Origin of the sequence: Methanosarcina sp. DH2 (genome assembly GCF_020804225.1) — an archaeon.
Classification (GTDB): Archaea; Halobacteriota; Methanosarcinia; order Methanosarcinales; family Methanosarcinaceae; genus Methanosarcina.
In genome coordinates this window covers 15,339-37,825 of the sequence record NZ_WJBI01000016.1, presented here as the reverse complement: position 1 = coordinate 37,825, position 22,487 = coordinate 15,339, and the positions used below count along the sequence as shown (strand labels likewise).

Genomic DNA, 22,487 nt, shown 5'->3' with positions numbered 1-22,487 from the left:
ACACATGGAGTAGATACTTAGACATTATAAGCCTGTTATAGCTTTTCAACGTGTATTCTGACTTTTCGGATAGGTTCTAAGTAGCCGTTATTACCATTTTCAGTATTCATTAATTTGTCCACGAATTTGAAAGTGCTTCAGCTTGTTTCAGTACTAATTCAATGGCATCTGCGGCCTTATCCGGCGGATACTTGTAGCGCTGCAACGTACGGCGGACAAGAATGCGTAATCTAGCTCTTACACTATCGCGCACCTGCCAGTCTACCGTGGTGGATTTACGCAGTTTCTCGGTAATTTCTACAGCAATCTTTTTGAGGATTTCATCACCTAACTCACGAACTGCACTTTCGTTATTCGCTAAGGCGTCATAAAAAGCCACTTCATCCGGTTGGAGGCCAAGTTCATCATTGCGTTTGAGTGCTTCTTGAAACTCTTTAGCCATTTGAATCAGTTCTTCAATCACCTGGGCGGTTTCAATGGCACGGTTGTTGTACTTACGCAGGGTTTCCTCCAAACGATCGCTGTACTTCTTCTCCTGCACTACGTTATTACTGGTTTTCGATTTTATGTTGTCTTTCAGCAATTTTTCCAGCAGCTCCACTGCCAGATTACGGTAGGGCATCTGCCGAACGTCTTCCAAAAACTCATCAGACAGCAGGCCAATATTAGGCTTCTCTAACCCGGCCAGCTTGAACACATCGACAACACCTTCGGCAATCACGGCATTATCCAGAATCTGCTTGAGAGCTGAGTTTATCTCTTCCTGAGTGCGCTTTTTATCGACGTATGTGAATTTACTGATGGCGGCTTTAATGGCCGAAAAAAAAGCGATTTCGGCACGTAGTTCTTTTGCTTCATCCAGGGTGCCGCACAATGAATATGCTTTGTTAATCGCCAGCACTGCATCTAAAAAGCGTTTTTTACCGTCATCAAGCCCCAATATATGGTTCGATGCTGGCACCAGCAGTTTGTAAGATTGGTCTGCAAAGTCACTGTAATCAAAACCATGGAAAAGCCCGTGTACGACATCCATTTTTTCCAGCAAGACCGAAAACGCTTCTTCGGCGCGTAGAGTGGGCTCGCCTCTCCCTTTGGCATCGGTATAGGTTTTCAGTGCTTGCTTTAATTCATTTGCAATGCCGATGTAATCCACTACCAGGCCACCTGGTTTGTTTTTAAATACCCGGTTTACGCGTGCAATGGCCTGCATCAGGTTGTGGCCTTTCATCGGTTTGTCGATATACATGGTATGACAGCAGGGCACATCAAAACCTGTGAGCCACATATCCCGCACGATCACCAGCTTGAGAGGATCGTTATTATCTTTAAAACGCTTTTCCAATCTTTTTTTGGTCTGCTTGTTGTAGATATGTGGCTGTAACAACTCACGATCGGATGCCGAGCCGGTCATCACAATTTTAATCGCGCCTTTGTTGGGGTCATTATCATGCCAATCAGGGCGCAATTCTACAATGGCGTCATATAAATGCACGCAAATCTCACGGCTCATGGCCACAATCATGGCTTTGCCGTCTATCGACTCCGTGCGTGCTTCAAAATGTTCCACCAGATCGGCAGCTACTTGCCGAATGCGCGGTTCAGCCCCGACCAGTTTTTCTAAGCGGCTCCATTCCCCTTTAGTTTTCTCGCGGTTAGATGCGTCTTCTTCGTCTTCCACGATGTCTTCAACTTGAGCAGACAAAGCTTCGATTTCGGCATGATTTAAATCGAGCTTGGCCAGGCGAGACTCGTAATATATAGGTACGGTTGCACCATCATCGACAGCATCTTGAATATCGTAAATAGAAACATAATCCCCAAATACCGAGCGTGTGTCTTTGTCTTCAAGGGCAATCGGTGTACCTGTAAAACCAATGAAAGAAGCATTGGGCAAGGCATCACGCATGTATTGGGAAAAGCCGAATACCAGCCTGTTACCTGTAACATTGCCGTCTTTATCTTTCACTTTTACAAAGCGGCCTTTATGGCCATACTGGCTGCGGTGTGCCTCATCGGAAATAACCACAATATTATGGCGGCCGTTTAAGATTGGGTGGACATCTTCGCCATCTAAAGGTGAGAACTTTTGTACTGTGGTAAAAATAATGCCGCCCGATTCTCGCTCAGAGAGCAACTGGCGCAGTTCATCTCGATCATTGGCTTGCACCGGTGTTTGCTTAAACAGCTCCTGGGCGTTGGAGAATGTTTGGAACAGCTGGCCGTCCAGGTCGTTGCGATCCGTTACCACTAACAGGGTCGGGTTATTCATCTCTGGTTGCTGCAACAACTTCCCGGCATAACAACACATAGAAATACTCTTGCCCGAACCCTGGGTATGCCACACCACACCAGCCTTTTTGCTGCCGGGCACCACCTCATCCCCATATTTTGCGCGCTTTTCTGCCACACCTTTCGGCTCCTGTGCAGCAATGATTGTGGCTTTTACCGCTTCTCGGACTGCATGGAACTGGTGATAACCGGCAATTTTTTTAATGATTGCTCCACCGTCGTTTTCAAAAAGCACAAAAAAGCGGATGTAATCAAGCAACATCTCGCGGTCGAAAAAACCCCGCACCAGGGTTTCCAGCTGCCATTCCAGCAGTGGCTTATCATCTTCATTCTTGACAGCACGCCAGGGTGAAAAGCGTTCCTGGTTCGCCGTTAGCGCACCAATACGGGCGTTATAACCATCACTCACAATCAATGCTTCATTAAACACAAAAAGGTCGCTGATCTCATCTTTGTAGGTTTGCAGCTGATTAAAGGCATCCCAGATATCAACGTTCTCATCGTCAGGACTTTTAAGCTCTAAAACTGCAATGGGCAAGCCATTAATAAAACAGACAACATCAAGGCGGCGCGGTCGTTTTATTCCCTTAATTGTGAACTGATTTACTGCCAAAAAAGTGTTATTAGCAATGTTTTCAAAGTCGATTAAAAAAGCGCGGTCGTGAATCGTCTTGTCATCTTTACGATATTCAACCGGTACACCTTCCAATAACAAGCGGTGAAAGGCGCGATTATTGGTTATCAAATCCAAACTTTCAGATTTTAAAACAAGGGATATGGCTTGCTCAATGGCATTAAAGGGGAGATGGGGATTAATTTCCTCCAGCGATTCTTGTAGATAACGCTTTAAAATTACCTCGCGGTAATCTCTGCGTTCGGGTCTGTTTGAATCAGGGGCAATGTCAGGACCATACTCCACTTCCCATTTGTTATCTCGGAACCATTCGAGACAGAGTTGTTCTAGTTGGTCTTCATTCATAGTTTAACCCCTATTCCTCCGCGAACTCGGCGGCTTCAACAGATATTTCACCGGAGAGGAGTTTGGGGAGCAAAGTGTCACGAGTATTACTTAAACTTTTAATCTCTTCCTCAGCATTTCTCTTATAAGCATACAATGGAGCTATCGAGGCATAAAAGGCGTCATTAATAGATTTGCCAGCATTAATAAACGGAATGCTATTCATATTCTTTTGGTTCAACTTCAACTGAACTGCACCTGTTACATAAGCAGTTATATTCTGATCTTGCATAAACAGCATCAGATGCTCAGTAGATACACCATTTGTCCCTTGCAACACATGAGCATGGTTATTTACCCAGGATTTTCCCCAAATATATTGAATAAATGGTGAACCGTCATCTTTCAGAACTGAACCATCTTCACCAAGCAAAAGGTAAATACCGTCAAATATATGTTTATCTACATGATCCATTATGGACGTAGCACCATAATATGGAATCGAGCCTTTTTTTTGCTCTCTCTGTCTTTTCGAAAGTGGTATCCGATTTTTGTCAAAGCATGCAGACACTTCTCCAAAATTTGAAACAACCCACCCCTCTGGAATCTCCCCCAATTCCGAATCCTGCATGGCGGCGGGAAAGAGTTCGGCGGTGGTTTTGAGTTGTGTGTAGTGTTCTGGCTGCTCGGCCTGTAATTGGTCTAACTCTTCATTGGTCTTGCCAGAGATGGTACTCATGGCGGCGCGAATTACACCCTCGGCATCTTCACCTGCTTCAATGGCAGATATTTTGGCTTTGACAGGGTCGAAATTTACAAACCAACTCTTAAAAATGGTTTGAGCTATTTCTTCGAGTGTTTGATTTATTTGATGGTTGAGTTCTATTTTGTGTGATAGTTTAAAATACAAATCACCGATGAACTTTTGTTCTTTCTCTCCCAGTAAAGGAAAATAGAGCTTGTTAAAATCCGTTTTCTTAAAGTGCGGTATAACAGCGTCAACATTCAGTTCTTTAATTCTATTTTGAACAAGCTTTGAACGCAATACAGCAAACAAATATAAAGGATATATTTTATTATGATCAGCTCTTAAAGCCACCATGTCTTGAGCTATACAAAAATCGACTGGATCTGGAACAAGGCATATGGCACCATTTTGGCTACCTTTATTCGTTAGTAAAATATCGCCAGGGATTGGGTGTGACCTAAACCAACTCTCATATGTTTCCTGAGAAACGTACCTTAATCTCTCTTTTAAGGGATATAGGTGTTCGTTACTGACACAGTTGGTTGCTATTAACGGTATACCATGTTCTTCTGTCGGTGCAGTGCGCCCCCTATTATCGACAATAAATTCAACAACATCTGCTAAACAAGCTTCATAAATAGAATCAGACATTGAAACCCAACCCTGCCATGCTCTGTTTAATCTGATCTTGCAACTTGTCACTCTCTTCAAACTGTGCTTTCAATTGGCTGGTGAGCATGACTACCTTGTCAGCAAATGAGGTTCCATCGTCTTCCTCAGATTTTGCGCCCACATAGCGTCCAGGAGTTAGTACAAAATCGTGCTTTTTAATAGCCGCTAAATCTGCCGAAAAACTAAAGCCAGCTTGGTTATTTTCTTCTGACCATTCTTTTTGCCAATTATGGAATGTGTTTGCGATTTGCTGAATATCTTCATCTTTAAAATCTCGCATTACACGGTCTTTCATATAACCCAGGTTACGGGCATCGATAAACAGCACCTGGCCGTGGCGGTCACGCTTGCCGTTCTTAGCACTTTTATCCTTGGTTAAAAACCATATACATGCGGGAATTTGGGTGTTGGTAAATAGTTGTCCCGGTAGCGCCACCATACATTCCACCAGGTCTTGCTCAACGAGAGTCTTGCGAATCTCCCCTTCATTGTTGGTGTTACTGCTCATGGAACCGTTGGCCAATAAAAGCGCCATGCTGCCTGTGGGAGCCAGGTGGTACAGCATATGCAACATCCATGCAAAGTTGGCGTTACCTGTAGGCGGGGTAAGAATGTGTTTTTGGCCGTTTGTATTAATGGTCCAGCGTGCATCGTCGGCCAGCTTTTCATGCCACCAATCCTTCATATTAAAGGGCGGGTTGGTCATTACAAAGTCGGCACGCAAGTCGGGATGTTGATCGTCTAAAAAGGAGTCAGCGTTCTTTTTGCCGAAATTAAAATCAATGCCACGGATGACCATGTTCATGGCAGCGAGCTTCCAGGTGGTGGGGTTTGATTCCTGCCCATACACCGAGATTTGTTTTTTCTGTTCGGAAGCATTGTAATGTTTTACATTGGCATGGTTTTCAATGAATTTGTCACTGGAAACAAAAAAACCACCGCTGCCCATGGCTGGGTCGTACACACGGCCTTTATAGGGTTCCAGCATTTCCACGATCAGGGTAACGATGGATTTAGGTGTGTAATACTGGCCTCCCTGTTTACCTTCTGCAAGAGCAAATTGACCCAAAAAGTATTCGTAAACATGGCCGAGAATATCTTTGGACTTAAGGTTAAGCTTTTCGCCGTTATACTCGGGGTTATTAAAACTGGTAAGGCTAAATTCATTGATCAGGCCAATAAGCTTGTCCGCATCCAGCTGGTATTGGCTGATGCGGTTGAGAATGCCTTTGAGTTTTGGGTTGGCTTTTTCGATATCGTCGAATGCATTATCAATAAGCCATGACACGGATCTCAGTTTAACGCCTTCATCCTGTTCATCTTGCCAGACAACGCTGCCAGTAGGGAGAGTTATTACATCTCGCAAATTGTTCCAGCGGGCAGTTTTGGGTACCCAGAAGACATTTTTTTCGGTGTAGTAGTCACCAATTTCCAGCTCGTCTGCTATGGCTTGCTGGTAAGCTTCATCGCTGTCATAATCTTCGCGGGGTAGATAATAGATATTGTCGTCATCGTCCTTTTGAAATAGCTCAGTAAGTTCTTGCTGACGCTCTTCGAAGGCATCGGACACGTATTTAAGGAAAATAAGCCCTAACACCACATGTTTGTAATTGGCGGCATCCAGGTTAGAGCGCAGTTTATCGGCGGCCCTCCAGAGCTGGTGATCTAGATCATTTAAAAATTCCTGTTCAATATCAGTCATTATTAATGCCTTCCGTTATTGAATTGTGAATCAATTTGAGTAAACAGTGCAGTAATTAGTTTATCAACATTTATAAGTAGAGATATTAGCCATAAATGGCACTTCGGCCCTTAAAGTTCGTGTTTTTCAGCGCTTTAAACTTGCTGAATTCCACTCCAAATTTTGTATCTTGACCGTTGTATGACCTGACTTAAAAATCGTATAATTTAATAAACCTTGCAATTCAAAATATGGATTTTGATATAAAACATTTGCTAAAATTTATCTAACTCTGCTCAATCAGCAGCGTCCAAATTTTATATACTATCTTTTATTTTTTATAGAAAGTAGTGTAATTACAAGTTTATTCGTTTTACCTAAACTTAAATACCTTAAGTGTAATCTCCTCAAGGATTGGCGTGATTTCTAAAAAACTAATTGACCTTGGTGTGCTGGCGCTCAGGCAGCGTAACTCCCGAGGAACCTTTAAACCCCATGTCTCACTCCGTTTCAGAGGCAATGAGGGAGATTTACGTACCTTTTCCATTGATACTACCCGGACTCCGGGAAAACAGCCCCAACCTGATGCCTATCTTATTACTCATGCTCATTCCGACCATCACGGAAAATCGGCTATGCTCTCCCCCAGGGCAGTTTGTACGGAAAAAACTGCAACTGCTCTTGAAATCAGGCATGATAAAAAATATGTGGGAAACATGTGCAGGCTCGGAGATGAAATTGACATTGAGGGAGTCACGGTAAAGACCTATCCTACTGAGCACACTGTCGGAGCGGCTTCTTTTTACTGGGAAAATGATGTCGGGACAAGAATCCTGGTCACAGGGGATGTCAAGGATGCAAGCAAGCTTCCTCCCTGCGATGTTCTTATTACTGAAGCTAATTACGGGGACCCTGAAGACCCCTCCTGTCATTTTGCGGATGATCTTGAAAGCATGAAATGCGCCCTTTTTGAGAGCGGTCCTGTTGCATTCGGGGCATATGAGTTCGGAAAAGCCCAGCGTGCGGTTGAATTAATGAGAGGCTTCGGGTACGACGGCGCAATCCGTATGGAGGCACGGACAAGGGCACTTACGCGGAGCATGCTTGAAGATGCAGGAGAACTTGCAGGGCTTGATTCCGGGAATGAGGATGATGTTTTTGTGGTGGCTCCCTGGGACCTTAACAAGCTTCCGTGGAATGTGAAAAAGTACGTTCTGAGCTGCCGTGCAGATTATCCCTATCCAATTATTAAGATAAGTGACCACCTTGATGCGTGCGGGCTCGAGGATATGGTCCGAAAACTCAACCCTGAAGTCACTCTTGTCTACCACCCTGGAGGGCACAGACCCTCAAAATTTTCAAAACATTTAAATTCAATAGGAATCGATTCGATATCTATAGATCAGATAGGCAATGTTTTAAGCAATGAATTTATTTAAACCCTTTAAATCAGTCCTAATAATTTAATTCTAAAAATTTAAATATGATGATTTAAATCTGGTACTTTAATTTAATAACTCCGGTCTGATATGTTTCAATTCAAACTTCAGATTCCAGTTTGATAATCTTGTCTAATAATCTTGTCTAATAATCTTGTCTAATAAGTTAAGTTCCAGCCTTATATTTTAAATATACAAGGTCAAATTTAACTCTAATTTAACTAAATTCTAATTTAACCAGTATTACCAAATCAAATATGATCATTGAAATCTATAATCCCATTTTTAATCATCTTAAGCTTTTAATTATATATTCCCCAGGAAAGATAATCATCGTTCAGGAGAGAATGCAGGTTGAGTAAACAAACCCCTAAGTCAAAATCCAGAAAGGAACCCGCAAAAGTTACAGAGGCTTCTGTAGAAAGTGCTGCAGCAAATGTTGAGGCTCCCGAAAAAAAGAGCTTTATCAAGCAAAAGACCCCTGAAGAAAAGCAGAAAGCTCACAGAGAAGGCATTATAAAAACAATTGTTGCTTCAATACTTGGGATAATCGCCGGAGTTGTAATGTTCAGCCAGTATGGGGCAGGCGAAGACAGGATCTGGTACGTCATACTAATGATCGTTATTGGAATCACATATTATCTCCAGAAGCTTATTTATCCCGCGCTTAAGATAAGTACCAAGGAATTCAAAGCCAAAGACTGGCTTTTTGTCGAGTTCATAATTGTGGACTTTTTCCTTGTGACCTGGACACTGCTCTTGAATTAAAAAGTTCTTTTCCTGGGCTTCAAAAAAGGCTTTTCCCAAAAAAGAAGGCCTTTTACCCGGGCTCTTTTGCTATCGTTTTTTATCTTCGTTTTAGTTTATCTTCATTTCAGTTTATCTTCATTTCAATTATACTCTTTACCAATGATATCATTTCACGCATACAACCTTCATGCCTGCGGCATTCCAACGGTTCATATACCAGAGCGGGTATTTCATAACCGATAACTGCTGTATGTGCTTGATTGCTTTATATGCGTTATAATTTATATGCATTATAACTTCGATCATAATTATCGTTACTGATTTGTGTGATTATTGAGTTATTGAAACAATTAGACGAAAGCGAGTGTAGAATATTTGATGCTTGTCTGCTTTAATGTCGAAGGCATCTCAGTATCGTGCTTGAATAACAAAATAACTCCAAAAACTGAAATCAGGTAACCATATCACATTACTGAACTCATACAACCAGGTTTACATGAATAAATCCACAAACTGAATTTACATGAATAGCCCATATTACTAAATTCGTTTACAATTTAACCAATCAAAAAAACGTAATTTTCGGGGACTAATATGAGAATAGCTATACTTAACAAAGATAGGTGCCAGCCCAGAAGGTGCAGCAAGGAGTGCGAAAAATACTGTCCCAGAGTCAGGACAGGAGACGAGACCATTGTTTTTGAGGCCGACGGAAAGCCGGTCATCTCCGAAGAACTCTGTGTGGGCTGCGGGATCTGCATTAATAAGTGTCCTTTTGATGCTATCATGATCATAGGGCTTCCTGAAGCCCTGCAGGAACCCACTCACAGGTACGGGCCAAACGGTTTTGCACTTTTCGGGCTCCCTGTGCCGAGAACAGGTAAGGTAACCGGTATCCTGGGACCGAACGGGATAGGGAAGAGTACTTCAGTCCAGATCCTTTCAGGAGCCCTTGTCCCTAATTTCGGGCAGGGAAAAGGAGACTGGGATACGGTACTCGAACATTATTCAGGCACGGCACTTCACGACTATTTCAAAGCCGTTATTGACGGAAAGGTAAAGGTTTCCCAGAAGCCGCAGTACGTTGACCTTATCCCCAAAGCTTTCAAAGGCAAGACCTCGGAACTGCTTGAGAAAACCGATGAAAGAGGAGTTCTTGATGAGCTTGTCGATTACCTTGACCTGAAAGGTGTGGTAGACAGGAAAATCACGGAATTGAGTGGTGGGGAACTGCAAAGAGTTGCAATTGCTGCCTGTGCGGCAAGGGATGCCCAGTTTTATTTCTTTGACGAAATAAGCCCTTACCTCGATATCTACCAGAGGATTAACGTAGCCCGCCTTGTTCAGGAAATTTCAAAAGACAGGGCAGTGCTTGTGGTCGAGCATGATCTGGCAGTCCTTGATATGCTCACGGATGTAATTCACATAGCCTACGGTGAACCTGCAGGTTTTGGTGTGGTAACTCTTCCGAAAAGTGTGCGTGTCGGTATCAACCAGTACCTGAAAGGTTACCTCCCTGAAGAAAATATAAGGATCAGGCCTGAAGCCATCAGGTTCGAAGTCCATCCCCCAAAGGAGGACACACAGTTTAAGTCCATGATTCCCTTCAATGGCTTTTCAAAGAAGTTCGGGGACGGTTTCTCCCTCAAGGCAACAGGCGGAAACCTGCGTGAAGGCGAGGTGCTCGGGATAGTAGGTCCTAACGGGATAGGAAAATCGACTTTCGTAAAAGTCCTGGCAGGAGAAATAAAGCCAGACGAAGGGAACCCTGGGATCGAGGTCAAAATCTCCTATAAGCCCCAGTACATCAAAGCAGACACCCCTGTGAGTGTACAGGACTTTTTAAGGGGAATCACAAAGCGGTTCGGGACCAGTTACTATGAGGTTGAGATCTCAAACCCTCTCCAGCTTGAGAAGATCTATGACAGCCTGATCACTGACCTTAGTGGCGGAGAACTGCAGAGAGTGGCAATTGCTGCCTGCCTTTCCCAGGAAGCAGATCTCTATATCCTGGACGAGCCAAGTGCCCACCTCGATGTGGAGCAGCGTTCCATGGTCACCAGAGTCATAAACCGTTTTGCCGAAAACAACCAGAAAACGGCCATGGTTGTTGACCACGATATCTACATGATAGATCTGCTCAGCCAGAGACTCATGGTTTTTGAAGGCAAGCCCTCAATCTACGGTGAAGCACATGGCCCGTTCAGCATGGAAAGCGGCATGAACAGGTTCCTGAAAAATCTCGGCATCACCTTCCGCAGGGATGAAGAGACCAGGCGTCCCCGCGTAAACAACCTCGACTCAAGGCTTGATAGGGAACAGAAGGATAGCGGAAACTATTACTATTCTGCTAAGGACTAATTTCCAAAAGACTGATTAAGCAAATGACTGATTGAGCAAATGACTGATTAAGCAAATGACTGATTAAGCAAATGACTGATTAAGCAAATGACTGATTAAGCAAATGACTGATTAAGCAAATGACTGATTAAGCAAATGACTAACCCTGCAAAAGCCTGAGTTTTTCTAAATTTTCCATCGAAATTATGAAAAACTCAGGGGTTCCTTAAAAGAGAGCCTCAACTTTTTTGCAGGATTAGTTTTTAGCAGTTGTATCGCGATTTCAAAATAGTTTTTTATCTTATGTGTGAGTTTCTGGTTTTCAATGAAGATAGAAAGTCTCGACCTGCCCGATGAAATAAAGCGTTTTTATGAAAACTCCGGGATTCTTGAACTTTATCCCCCCCAGGCAGAGGCCGTTGAAAAGGGCCTGCTTGAAGGAAAAAATCTTCTTGCTGCAATCCCTACGGCTTCGGGAAAGACTCTGCTTGCAGAGCTTGCGATGTTAAAGTCCGTGCTTGCAGGAGGAAAGGCACTCTATATAGTGCCTCTGAGAGCTCTGGCTTCCGAAAAGTTCAGGCGGTTTCAGGAGTTCTCCGAACTGGGCTTAAGGGTCGGGATCTCAACAGGGGACTACGACCGGCGGGACGAAGGGCTCGGGATAAATGATATCATTGTAGCTACGTCGGAAAAAACGGATTCCCTGCTCAGGAACGAGACTACCTGGATGCAGGAGATCTCTGTTGTTGTGGCAGACGAAGTCCATCTTATAGATTCTGCGGACAGGGGACCAACCCTTGAGATTACCCTTGCAAAGCTCAGGAAAATGAACCCTTCCTGTCAGATCCTCGCACTTTCGGCAACAGTAGGGAATGCCGATGAGCTTGCTGCCTGGCTTGATGCCGAACTTGTGGTAAGCGAATGGAGGCCCACAGAACTTATGGAAGGGGTGCTTTTTAACGGGACTTTTTTCTGCAGGGACAGGGAAAAGCCTGTTGAGCAGCCCACAAAAGACGAAGCTATAAACCTTGTGCTTGATACCATAAAGGAAGGCGGTCAGTGCCTTGTTTTTGAAAGCAGCAGGAAAAACTGTATGGGTTTTGCAAAGAAAGCTGCTTCTGCAGTAAAAAAGACTCTTTCCGCAGAAGACAGGGAAGCTCTTGCAGGCATTGCAGACGAGATCCTGGAAGACAGTGAAACCGATACCTCATCAGTTCTTGCAACCTGCGTCCGTTCAGGGACTGCATTTCACCACGCAGGCCTTACCTCGCCTTTAAGGGAACTTGTAGAATCCGGCTTTCGAGAGGGGCATATAAAGCTTATCTCAAGTACCCCAACTCTTGCAGCAGGGCTGAACCTGCCTGCCAGGCGTGTGGTTATAAGGAGTTATAGGCGATATTCTTCTGAAGCAGGCATGCAGCCAATTCCGGTACTCGAATATAAGCAGATGGCAGGAAGAGCCGGAAGGCCGAGGCTTGACCCCTACGGGGAAGCTGTACTGCTTGCAAAGTCCTATGAGGAATTGGTTTTCCTATTTGAGAAATATATTGAAGCCGGAGCTGAAGATATCTGGTCCAAGCTCGGGACAGAAAATGCCCTCAGGACGCACGTGCTTTCAACGATCTCGAACGGATTTGCCCGGACAAAGGAAGAGCTTATGGATTTTCTGGAGGCTACTTTTTTCGCGTTCCAGTACTCAAATTTCGGGATCTCCACAGTCGTTGACGAATGCCTTAATTTCTTGAGGCAAGAAGGAATGCTTGAAAAGGATCATGATGTCCTTATTTCTACGGTTTTCGGAAAACTTGTCTCACGGCTTTACATTGACCCTCTCTCCGCAGCCCTTATTGCAAAGGGCTTAAGAGAAGCCGGAACCCTAACCGAACTTACCCTGCTGCACCTGGTCTGCAGCACTCCTGATATGCGCCTTATGTATATGCGGAGCCAGGACTACCAGGAAGTCAATGATTACGTAATGGCGCACGCAGGAGAGTTCTCAAAGGTCCCAAGCCCCTTCAATATTGTCGAATACGAGTGGTTCCTGAGCGAGGTAAAAACCTCTCTCCTGCTTATGGACTGGATCCATGAGAAGCCTGAAAATGAGCTCTGCTTAAAATTCGGTACAGGGGAAGGGGATATCCATGCAACTGCAGACATTGCCGAGTGGATCATGCACGTGACCACCCAGCTTGCCAGACTCCTTGACCTGAAAGGGGCAAAAGAAGCTGCAGAACTTGAAAAGCGGATCCACTACGGGGCAGGTCCTGAACTGATGGATTTACTCGATATCAGGAGCATCGGGCGTGTAAGGGCAAGGAAACTTTATGAGGCAGGCTTTAAATCCACAGCAGAACTTGCAGGGGCTTCCCTTGAACAGATAGCTGCTCTTGTAGGACCCAAAATTGCTGAAAGGATCTTCAAGCAGATCGGAAAAAGAGTGGGAGTGCCTGAAGCCTTTGATACTGAGCCCCTTGAAAAAAGTTCTCTGGAAGGGCAGAGGACAATCAGTGATTATTGATCTCCCTCATGACTATTGATCTTCCTCTTAAGACTATTGATCTCTCCCTTAAGATTATTGATCTTTTAATCTTTCCTTTTTTATTTTCAATTCTTCGCGGTTCTGAATTATTTGTTTTATCTGTCCTGGAATACAGAAAGACATCTTTTGGTTTTCTCTCCCTGCACCGCACAGGGCAAAGGCCGGCATATAAGACAAGAAAAAAAGAGCCGTAAATCAGTACCGCAATTACGAAGGATAACATATTAAAAAAAGTGCTCTGGCTTGAGGTAATATTTACCTTTTGCTCCGAAACCGGTTTTCAATTCATAGCTAAATATAAGAGCCTACGTCAGCCTGTCTGGAGGCCCTTCTAAAAAAGAAGGAAGAAGTAGAGAGAAGCAGAAAGAACTTGAAGGATAAAAGTTAAAAGAAGAAAAAGTAGAACGAAAAGCTTGGAAGAGCCATAATGAGCAATAAAAGCAAAAGTGAGTTACTATCCACCTATTTTCTTTTTCTCTTTTTTATCGTGGGAAAGGCTGCTCTCCTTCGTCGAGCGTGACAAAAACGACACGGAATAGCTAATAAGGTTGTACGGGTCAGATAAATTTATGGTCATTTCTTATTTTTCTGTTCTTTTATGCCTGGAGCCTGAGGTAAAATATTAAATGAGATCAGGGATTTAATGAGAGCAGATTATATCGGATTATATCGGATTATATCAAATTATATCAAATTATATCAAATTCTATTAATTTATACCAGGCTTATTCCAAACTTACCGGGATTAGTTTATATCAGGTTTTACCAGGTAATTTCAGAGATGGTCACAATGTTATTCAAAAAGTTGTCTGATGTTTCGGAAGCTGAAATGCAGAAATTAATTTCCCGGGGGTCCGGGCTTGCAGATGTTGGAGAAACCGTTTCCTCCGTACTTTCTGATGTGCGCATGAATGGAGATGCAGCACTCAGAGAGTACACAAAGAAGTTTGATAAAGTTGAGCTTGCCGATTTTGAGGTAAGTGAGGAAGAGTTTAAAGAAGCCATTTCAGGGGTCGGTCCTGAACTCCTGAGGCACCTTAAAATTGCAGCTGCAAATATCATGGCTTTTCATAAAGCCCAGATGCCTGAAACCACCTGGTTTATGGAACTTCAGCCCGGAGTTGTCCTGGGTCAGAAGGCAACACCGCTCGAAAGTGTAGGTGCCTACTCTCCAGGAGGCAGGGCTTCCTATCCTTCAACAGTGCTGATGACGGTAATCCCTGCAAGGGTTGCAGGAGTCGAGCAGGTTATCGTATGCACTCCTCCGAGAGCTGACGGCTCCGTACACCCTCTTACGCTTGCTGCTGCGAAAGTTGCAGGGGCAGGGAAGGTTTTCAAACTTGGAGGTGTTCAGGCAATAGGAGCAATGGCGTACGGAACCGAAACTGTCCCGAAGGTGGACAAAATTGTAGGTCCTGGAAACGTTTTTGTGACATCTGCCAAAATGCAGGTAAGGGATGTTGCCGAGATTGATTTCCCCGCAGGTCCGAGTGAAGTTCTTATTTTAGCAGACGATTCTGCAGATGCTGTAATGGCTGCCTCAGATATCATAGCCCAGGCAGAACACGATCCGAGTGCAGTTTCGGTGCTTGTGACAACTTCAGAGACTTTTGCAGAGGCTGTTAAACGGGAGGTACTTGTTCAGGCTGAAAGTACTGCAAGAAGTGAGATTGTGAAAGCTTCTCTTGAAAATGCAGCAGTCCTGACTGCAGACTCTCTTGAGCAGGGTATTGACTTCAGCAATAAATTCGCTCCTGAGCACCTGGAAATTATGATTGAAGACTCCGATTTCGTGCTTGACAGAATTAAAAATGCCGGATCTATTTTTATAGGGAACTATGCTCCTGTTCCGGTTGGAGACTACGCCTCCGGTACCAATCATGTGCTTCCCACTGCGGGATATGCCAGGATTTATTCAGGTCTGAATATTAATCACTTCCTGAAGTATTCGAGTATCCAGAAAATCAGCAAGAGTGGGCTTGAAAGTCTGAAAGAAACTGTAATCTCATTAGCTGAGGAAGAAGGTCTGCAGGCACATGCTGACGCTATTAGAACTCGTTTCGGGTACAGACCCTCTAAATAATATTTCTGCTAATCGATATGTATATAAAATGTAAGTGCATAAACAAAATTTGATTTTTAAATAAATAAAAATTTGATTCTAATAAGGAGTGGGGATTAATATGAAAATCAGAGTAGTTAGTTCACGGGAGGAGATTCCTACCCTGAACCCGAATGAGAAGGTTATCCACCTTGCTTTCAGGCCGTCTAACAGGGATGTATTCATGCTTGCTGAAACATGTCCTAAAATAGAAGCTATACAGCTTCCTAAATCTTACAGAAGGACTGTTTCAAAGTCAATAGAGATGTTCCTGGAAATGCAGAAGATAAATCTCCTTGAAGGGGATGTATGGGGTCACCGGAAGGACATAAACGAATACTACAATGTCTCTCAGAATGTCCTGGAGAAAATTCAGGAATTAAAAGCTGACCGGTTCTCCAATGAGGTGATTGCAGAAAAGCTTTCAAGAGAAAGTAAATTGAATTCTGACATGATTCTTTACATACTCAGTAAAAGAAGTATGGAATTGTCCTGAAGCATGGACTTACCTGCCCTTTCAACCACAACTTTTCGGGGCAAATCGGTTTTTGTTCTGTACCCGTGAAAGATGTCTTACTGAAGAGGGCAGTCAACTTTTTAAGACCTGGTCTTAAAAAGTTTTTCATATATTTTAAACCTTAATTTCTGGATGGGTTTACGGTCTGGGAATTCCATCCTTGATAAATTTTTCTCTAATTTCTACGCTTTTTCCAATAATTTACCTCTGAATATTCTAACGATCGATCTCTAAAGAAACTCTTGAATTTACACATAACTTATTTTTTATATTTATGAAAACAATATGAAAAATGATTTTAAGTCTGACGGTGTGAAATTTGTTTATTCCTCTATGGACTTTTAATTTTACTTTTCTATATATCTTTTTTTCAAATCTCTTTGACTCAACTGAACAAAACTCCCGGAGAAACATAGAAAAATATTTAAATATTGCAGTATAATGAACTTTATTAACTTGAACTTAACTAGGGTCTGGGGAATGGTATGAAAATAAGAGTTGTCAGTTCCAGAGATGAAATTCTCTCTTTAAACCCGAATGAAAAGGTAATTCACCTTGCATTCAGGCCTTCGAATAAAGATATTTTTCTGCTTGTTGAAACCTGTCCTAAGCTCGAAATAGTCCAGCTTCCTAAATCATATCAAAGGACTATTTCAAAGTCTATGGAGATGTTTTTAGAGATGCAAAAAATCCAGCTGATTGAAGGAGATGTATGGGGCCATAGAAAAGATATAAACGAGTATTATACCGTCCCTCCCTCAGTAATGACTAAAATAAAGAATATGAAAACAGAGGGAATTCCAGGCGAAAAAATTGCAGAAAAAATGGCGAAAGAAAGCAAGCTCAACCCGACGATGATCCTTTACATCCTGAACAGGAAGCAGTTTGAATAATGGAGAAGAAATTCGGAAAAGGAATCCGGAAAATAAATCCGGAAAATAAATCCGGAAAATAAATCCGGAAAAGAATGCAGAAAAAATACGGAAAAAGTAAGGAAAAAATTACTTATATATAAAGGGTGCCTGAAAAGCACCCTTATCCTATTCTATTCTCTCTTTAATTTATATTTTTTAGCCTTTGAACGTAGCCTTTATGCTTAGCCTGTAAAACCTGGTCTGCATGCTTGACCTGTCGGCCTATACTTATTTTGTACGTTTCTTAGACTGGATTTCTTATTGTCATTGTGGGTCAGACAAGTTCTCCGCTGAAATATTTGTCATAAGAGGCCATGTCAAAGTGCCCGTGCCCGCTCAGGTTGAAGAGAATAGTCTTTTCTTCCCCTGTATGTTTGGCTGCAATGGCTTCGTCGATTGCATAGCGAATAGCGTGGGCAGATTCTGGTGCAGGCACTATTCCTTCTGTCCTGGCAAACTGTACGGCTGCATCAAAAACATTGTACTGGTCATATGAAACAGCTTCTATAAGCCCTTCTGCACATAGCTTGCTTATAATCGGAGAGTCGCCGTGGTAGCGTAGCCCTCCTGCATGGATGGCAGGTGGTGTGTGCTTGTGCCCGAGGGTGTACATTTTAAGGAGCGGGGTCATCTCGGCAGTATCTCCGAAGTCATACCTGTACTCTCCTTTTGTCAGGGAAGGGCAGGACGAGGGTTCGACTGCTACCACTCTTGCGTTGTGTTTTCCCTCAAGCCTGTCTTTTATAAACTCAAGCCCAATTCCCCCGAGGTTGCTCCCACCGCCGCAGCACCCGATAACCACATCAGGATATTCTTCTACCTGCTCAAGCTGCTTTTTGCACTCAGTCCCTATTACGGTCTGGTGGAGCACAACGTGGTTAAGCACACTTCCAAGGGCATACTTTGTGCTCTCATGGGCTACGGCATCCTCTACAGCCTCACTGATTGCGATCCCGAGGCTTCCGGGAGTATCAGGCTGCTCTTGAAGGATCTTTCTTCCGAATTCCGTATCCGGGCTTGGAGAAGGCACGACATTTCCTCCCCAGAGGGTCATAAGGGATTTTCTGTAAGGTTTCTGGTAGTAACTGGAACGGACCATATAGACTTTGCACTCAAGGTCGAAGTAGTTACAGGCAAGAGAAAGTGCACTTCCCCACTGCCCCGCTCCTGTCTCGGTTGTGAGCCTCTCTGTGCCCTCTTTCATATTATAATAAGCCTGGGCAATAGAGGTATTTGTTTTATGGCTGCCTGCAGGACTAACCCCTTCGTACTTATAATAGATCTTTGCAGGAGTCTTGAGGACTTTTTCCAGCTGATGAGCTCTGAATAGAGGGCTTGGCCTCCAGAGCCTATAAACATCAAGCACTTCCTCGGGAATATCGATATACCGATCACTGCTCATTTCCTGTCTGATCAGTGCCTTTGGGAAAATGGGCTCAAGAGCTTCCGGGCTTATAGGCTGCCAGGTTCTGGGGTCCAGAGGCGGGTCAATTGGAGTGGGAAGGTCGGAAAGGACATTGTACCATCTCTTCGGCATCTCATTTTCGTCAAGGATAATCTTTGTCTGCTCCATGAAAATCTCCTTCAGGTCATTTCTGTACAAAATCGAACTTTGATGTATTTAAGTGTTATCTGTTTTGCATGTCTGGCTTACAAGCCCCACCATTATACTTTACGGAAATTAGGACAGTTGTTAAAGCCGAGAATTATAGGAATGAAAACAGAAAGGGGAATAATATAGAAATAAGTGAATGAAAACAGAAAAGAGGGAATAAAAAAGAAAGAATGAAAAAAGAAAGAATGAAAAAAGGGTCGTGTCCCCAAGTTATTGAACTGGAACTCTAAACGTTAGTAATTCCTTTAAAGTCCATATGTGATCGGTTATTCCTTCTACCATTGCTGGGGTTCTTTGGAACCATTTTCTATTTCCAGAGTTTATTTCTAATCTTAGGGACTTATGAGGTTTTATAAAGTTATACCATGCCTGGAATAAATCAAAAGCTTTCTGATGCATCTTCATTGTTTTACTGAAATTCATCCCTTTTCTTATAAATCTTGCAAGAGATGTCCTGATCGTAAGATTTATCCTTTCTGCATATGAAGTGCCAATATAACTCTCCGAATTAGTTCCAAGCATTTTGAATATTTCTTTAGGATCTCCAAAAATGATACATTGAATTGTTTCAACTACGTAGCTTTTTACCTTTTTCTTTAGTACCTTGACATATTTTAAGTCGTCAAGCGGAACCAATCTCGGTAGTGGTCTTCTCCCAATACCTTTGTATTGTGGTAACTCGATTTTACCATAAACGTTTATAAGCCCTTCCTCAAAGGCATCCCAATCATCCGAGGTAAATACAGGAATAGGAGAAGATGCGGAACGCATCTTCTCAACTCCGTTAAATAACTCTATAGCATCCTCTGTACTACGTTTTCCTTCATGATGGAAAAGGAGCAATCTTGAGTTACTTTTGATTGCTGTAAGTGAGTATACGTCACCATACTCTTCAGAATCCTCTTCGGTCACATTTTTTTGCTTTTTTTTATATATGACCAGATCTCATCAACTTCTACTCTCTTAAGATTAAGATTTCTGAGGAAATAAGTTGTAACTTCTTCTGAATGAGTTCCTGCAATCTTGAGCCATCTACAAATTGTATCTTTATCATGCCCAGTAGCTCTTGCAACTCCACGAATACCTCCTTTTTCAGGAAGCATACCTAATGTCCTAAGAACTTCTTCCTCAGGAGTATCAAGTCCAAAAAATATTGTACCTTTTGTTTCACTAAAGCAACGATTACAGGTTTTACATTTAAGAAGAACACGATTATTTTTACCGTATCTCTCTTTAAAGGCTATATTCCCCTGATTTTTAATCCCATAATCAGGGCAATCTTTGTTCCAGCAAAAAAATTGTGAAAAATCGATTTCAGAAGTGATTTCAATACCCCCAAATAATAATAGATTCAAAATTATATAAAATTAAGTCAATGATTTGGGGACACGACCCAAAATTTTAATCCATCACAAACAGAGGTGGAGAATTAAGAGAAATTATACAGATTATAAAAAATAAAAGGGGTAGGCGGGCACGGTTCACGGCATCCTGAAATATGTTAACAGTTACAGAAAAGAAAAGGGATTATATGGAATTAGTCTTATATTCAGAATTACAGCTAGAAAATACTAAAAAAAAAATACGAAGAAGTATTGAAATATTTTATAATTGTAGATGAGTAAGATTTATTATAGTTGATGAAATAAATTTCAGAGAAGTTCAGAAGACTATGAAATAATTTCAGGGAACTCCAGAGAACTAATACAATAAATTTCAGGACACTGTTGAAATAAGGATTATAGAGTTCTCTGGAAAAAAATGATTTTGTTTTAAGAGTTATACATTAGATACATCCCTTAGTAATTGCTTAAATTGCCTGACAGCTTTAACTTGACAATTTTAATGTTTACCCGATATTATTACAGATATCATCTTGGTATCATCTAATATTTCTATGCCAGATTGTATGTTACTTTTCCTGTTATAAGCTGAAATTAACTTTTCACGTTGTTTCCATGTAATTTTCCGGGTTATTTGCTCAGGTTGTTCTAAAAAAGGTCGAATGCTGAACTGTTCATAGTCTTTTAAGTGCATATCCAGCCTTTTTAATCTGTCCTTTTCTCTTAAAGAAATCCGGTATAAAACGGGTTCATTCCGGGTTGTTATTTAAGGGAAGCAAACATCAAAGCACATTTATTCTAGATAGACCTGCGGGATGAGTTTATATAGAAGTACAAACATGTAAAATGCGATTTTAATTACAGAGACATTCCAAATTCACACTAATGGAGGATTTAAATCATGGCAGGACAGCCAATATTCATTTTGAAAGAAGGAAGTAAGAGAACCAGAGGCAGAGATGCCCAGAGTAACAACATCATGGCTGCAAAGGCAGTAGCCGAAGCAGTCAGAACCACCCTTGGTCCCAAAGGTATGGACAAGATGCTCGTGGACTCAATGGGGGATGTGGTTATCACAAACGACGGGGCAACCATTCTCAAAGAGATGGACATCGAGCACCCTGCAGCAAAGATGGTTGTAGAAGTCGCCAAGACCCAGGACGATGAAGTAGGCGACGGAACCACCAGTGCAGCCGTGGTCGCAGGCGAGCTCTTAAAGAAAGCTGAGGATTTAATAGAACAGGAGATTCACCCGACAATCATTGCATCCGGGTACAGGCTGGCAGCCGAGAAAGCTGTTGAAGTCCTTAACTCCCTGGCAATGTATGTGGATATGTCTAACCGTGACCTTCTGGTCAGCATCGCCGAAACCGCCATGACCGGAAAAGGTGCAGAGGCCTCCAAGAGACTCCTCTCCGAAATTGCCGTGGACGCTGTCACAAGCGTTGTCGACACAAACGGTAAAAAGACAGTTGACAGGGAAAACATCAGCGTTATCAAGAAAGTAGGCGGCAGAGTTGAAGATTCAGAGCTTATTCAGGGCATGATTATTGACAAGGAAAGAATTCACTCCAATATGCCTGAGAAAGTCAAAGACGCAAAGCTCCTCCTCCTTAACAGTGCAATCGAACTCAAAGATACTGAAGTAGACGCTGAAATCTCAATCACCTCTCCTGACCAGCTCCAGTCCTTCCTAGACCAGGAAGAACAGATGCTCAAGAAGATTGTTCAGAAGGTAATCGGCAGCGGTGCAAACGTCGTCTTCTGCCAGAAGGGCATTGAAGACCTTGCCCAGCACTACCTCGCAAAGGCAGGCATCTTTGCCATCCGCAGAGTCAAGAAGAGCGACATGGAAAAACTCGCGAGAGCAACAGGCGGCAAACTTATCACCAACCTGGACGAAGTCACCTCCGAAGACCTCGGATATGCAGGGCTCGTGGAAGAGAAGAAGGTTGGCGGCGACAACATGACCTTTGTCACAGGTTGCAACAACCCGAAAGCTGTTACTATCCTCCTGCGCGGCGGCACAGAACATGTGGTTGACAGCATCGACAGTGCCCTTGAAGATGCTCTCCGTGTTGTAGGCGTTGCAATCGAAGACGAAAAACTCGTTGCAGGCGGCGGCTCCCCTGAAGTTGAGGTTGCTCTCAGACTCCAGGAATACGCAGCAACACTCGAAGGCAGGGAACAGCTTGCAGTTAAGGCCTATGCCGAAGCTCTCGAAGTTATCCCCAGGACCCTTGCAGAAAATGCAGGACTTGACCCTATCGACATGCTCATGGAGCTGCGCTCCCAGCACGAGAAAGGCATGAAGACCGCAGGACTCAATGTTTACGAAGGTAAGGTCGTTGACATGTGGAAGGAGTTTGTAGTTGAGCCTCTCAGAGTCAAGACCCAGGTAATCAATGCAGCCACAGAATCTGCAGTCATGATCCTCAGGATCGATGACATCATCGCTTCTACCCGTGCAGCCCCTGGCCCTGAAGAAATGGGCGGAATGCCACCAGGAATGGGCGGAATGGGCGGAATGCCACCAGGAATGATGTAAGTTCCTGAAAAATAGATAGACCGAACATTGATT

The 22,487-nt window shown here is 43.1% G+C and carries 16 protein-coding genes; 8 read left to right on the top strand and 8 right to left on the bottom strand.

From position 1 onward, the window contains the following. Positions 1 to 109: 109 nt before the first annotated feature. The 3 genes from FXV91_RS15595 to FXV91_RS15585 are packed head-to-tail and all read right to left on the bottom strand — an operon-like array spanning position 110 to position 6,369. Entirely contained in the window at positions 110 to 3,268 is a 3,159-nt protein-coding gene (locus FXV91_RS15595; protein WP_229391603.1) for a type I restriction endonuclease subunit R, read from the bottom strand. Positions 3,269 to 3,278: 10 nt separating this feature from the next. Beyond that, entirely contained in the window at positions 3,279 to 4,646 is a 1,368-nt protein-coding gene (locus FXV91_RS15590; RefSeq protein WP_229391602.1) for a restriction endonuclease subunit S, read from the bottom strand. Continuing rightward, entirely contained in the window at positions 4,639 to 6,369 is a 1,731-nt protein-coding gene (locus FXV91_RS15585; protein ID WP_229391601.1) for a class I SAM-dependent DNA methyltransferase, read from the bottom strand. Before FXV91_RS15585 ends, FXV91_RS15590 begins: the two co-directional genes overlap by 8 nt. A 398-nt stretch (positions 6,370 to 6,767) precedes the next feature. On the opposite strand from FXV91_RS15585, the gene FXV91_RS15580 reads away from it, so the two are divergent. Together FXV91_RS15580 and FXV91_RS15575 are read left to right on the top strand one after the other, a co-directional pair. Next, the gene (locus FXV91_RS15580) at positions 6,768 to 7,787 is read left to right on the top strand and encodes an MBL fold metallo-hydrolase (RefSeq protein WP_229391600.1); all 1,020 of its coding nucleotides are present in this window, start codon (positions 6,768 to 6,770) and stop codon (positions 7,785 to 7,787) included. Positions 7,788 to 8,141: 354 nt separating this feature from the next. Then, a complete protein-coding gene (locus FXV91_RS15575) occupies positions 8,142 to 8,555 on the top strand; it encodes a hypothetical protein (protein WP_229391599.1) in 414 nt (137 codons plus the stop codon). Between the two features lie 147 nt (positions 8,556 to 8,702). Here FXV91_RS15575 and FXV91_RS15570 read toward each other — a convergent pair whose 3' ends face one another. Next, a complete protein-coding gene (locus FXV91_RS15570) occupies positions 8,703 to 8,843 on the bottom strand; it encodes a hypothetical protein (RefSeq protein WP_229391598.1) in 141 nt (46 codons plus the stop codon). A gap of 288 nt (positions 8,844 to 9,131) precedes the next feature. Here FXV91_RS15570 and FXV91_RS15565 point away from each other — a divergent pair, with 288 nt between their 5' ends. Together FXV91_RS15565 and FXV91_RS15560 are read left to right on the top strand one after the other, a co-directional pair. Beyond that, positions 9,132 to 10,898 carry a ribosome biogenesis/translation initiation ATPase RLI gene (locus FXV91_RS15565; protein ID WP_229391597.1) on the top strand — a complete coding sequence of 589 codons (1,767 nt, stop codon included), beginning with the start codon at positions 9,132 to 9,134 and terminating at the stop codon, positions 10,896 to 10,898. 304 nt (positions 10,899 to 11,202) lie between these two features. After that, the gene (locus FXV91_RS15560; protein WP_229391596.1) at positions 11,203 to 13,395 is read left to right on the top strand and encodes an ATP-dependent DNA helicase; all 2,193 of its coding nucleotides are present in this window, start codon (positions 11,203 to 11,205) and stop codon (positions 13,393 to 13,395) included. Here the strand turns inward: FXV91_RS15560 and FXV91_RS15555 are convergent. Next, complete coding sequence (locus tag FXV91_RS15555; protein ID WP_229391595.1) at positions 13,382 to 13,639, bottom strand: hypothetical protein; 258 nt, start codon at positions 13,637 to 13,639, stop codon at positions 13,382 to 13,384. The two genes, FXV91_RS15560 and FXV91_RS15555, sit on opposite strands and share 14 nt — an antisense overlap. A 558-nt stretch (positions 13,640 to 14,197) precedes the next feature. Here FXV91_RS15555 and hisD point away from each other — a divergent pair. From hisD to FXV91_RS15540, 3 genes are all read left to right on the top strand, one after another. Beyond that, positions 14,198 to 15,499, top strand: a complete 1,302-nt coding sequence (hisD, locus tag FXV91_RS15550; protein ID WP_229391594.1) for a histidinol dehydrogenase — start codon at positions 14,198 to 14,200, stop codon at positions 15,497 to 15,499. A 100-nt stretch (positions 15,500 to 15,599) separates the two neighbouring features. After that, the gene (locus FXV91_RS15545; RefSeq protein WP_229391593.1) at positions 15,600 to 16,013 is read left to right on the top strand and encodes a DUF1699 family protein; all 414 of its coding nucleotides are present in this window, start codon (positions 15,600 to 15,602) and stop codon (positions 16,011 to 16,013) included. Positions 16,014 to 16,519: 506 nt separating this feature from the next. Then, a complete protein-coding gene (locus FXV91_RS15540) occupies positions 16,520 to 16,927 on the top strand; it encodes a DUF1699 family protein (protein ID WP_229391592.1) in 408 nt (135 codons plus the stop codon). A 295-nt stretch (positions 16,928 to 17,222) separates the two neighbouring features. Here FXV91_RS15540 and FXV91_RS15535 read toward each other — a convergent pair whose 3' ends face one another. The 3 genes from FXV91_RS15535 to FXV91_RS15525 form a co-directional block, all read right to left on the bottom strand. Next, a complete protein-coding gene (locus tag FXV91_RS15535) occupies positions 17,223 to 18,521 on the bottom strand; it encodes a TrpB-like pyridoxal phosphate-dependent enzyme (RefSeq protein WP_229391698.1) in 1,299 nt (432 codons plus the stop codon). A 252-nt stretch (positions 18,522 to 18,773) separates the two neighbouring features. Further along, entirely contained in the window at positions 18,774 to 19,475 is a 702-nt protein-coding gene (locus tag FXV91_RS20290; RefSeq protein ID WP_229391591.1) for an IS1 family transposase, read from the bottom strand. After that, positions 19,472 to 19,918 carry a hypothetical protein gene (locus FXV91_RS15525; RefSeq protein ID WP_229389261.1) on the bottom strand — a complete coding sequence of 149 codons (447 nt, stop codon included), beginning with the start codon at positions 19,916 to 19,918 and terminating at the stop codon, positions 19,472 to 19,474. The genes FXV91_RS20290 and FXV91_RS15525 overlap by 4 nt, the downstream gene beginning before the upstream one ends. 889 nt (positions 19,919 to 20,807) lie before the next feature. Between FXV91_RS15525 and thsB the strand changes: the two genes are divergently transcribed. Beyond that, positions 20,808 to 22,454, top strand: a complete 1,647-nt coding sequence (gene thsB, locus FXV91_RS15520) for a thermosome subunit beta (RefSeq protein ID WP_229391590.1) — start codon at positions 20,808 to 20,810, stop codon at positions 22,452 to 22,454. Positions 22,455 to 22,487 lie beyond the last annotated feature (33 nt).

Coding starts and splice junctions, on each gene's coding strand:
- FXV91_RS15560 (WP_229391596.1), top strand. CDS start 11,203: ATGAAGATAGAAAGTCTCGACCTGCCCGATGAAATAAAGCGTTTTTAT.
- FXV91_RS15545 (WP_229391593.1), top strand. CDS start 15,600: ATGAAAATCAGAGTAGTTAGTTCACGGGAGGAGATTCCTACCCTGAAC.
- FXV91_RS15535 (WP_229391698.1), bottom strand. CDS start 18,521: ATGGAGCAGACAAAGATTATCCTTGACGAAAATGAGATGCCGAAGAGA.
- FXV91_RS15595 (WP_229391603.1), bottom strand. CDS start 3,268: ATGAATGAAGACCAACTAGAACAACTCTGTCTCGAATGGTTCCGAGAT.
- FXV91_RS15590 (WP_229391602.1), bottom strand. CDS start 4,646: ATGTCTGATTCTATTTATGAAGCTTGTTTAGCAGATGTTGTTGAATTT.
- FXV91_RS15570 (WP_229391598.1), bottom strand. CDS start 8,843: ATGATCGAAGTTATAATGCATATAAATTATAACGCATATAAAGCAATC.
- FXV91_RS15585 (WP_229391601.1), bottom strand. CDS start 6,369: ATGACTGATATTGAACAGGAATTTTTAAATGATCTAGATCACCAGCTC.
- thsB (WP_229391590.1), top strand. CDS start 20,808: ATGGCAGGACAGCCAATATTCATTTTGAAAGAAGGAAGTAAGAGAACC.
- hisD (WP_229391594.1), top strand. CDS start 14,198: ATGGTCACAATGTTATTCAAAAAGTTGTCTGATGTTTCGGAAGCTGAA.
- FXV91_RS15565 (WP_229391597.1), top strand. CDS start 9,132: ATGAGAATAGCTATACTTAACAAAGATAGGTGCCAGCCCAGAAGGTGC.
- FXV91_RS15555 (WP_229391595.1), bottom strand. CDS start 13,639: ATGTTATCCTTCGTAATTGCGGTACTGATTTACGGCTCTTTTTTTCTT.
- FXV91_RS15540 (WP_229391592.1), top strand. CDS start 16,520: ATGAAAATAAGAGTTGTCAGTTCCAGAGATGAAATTCTCTCTTTAAAC.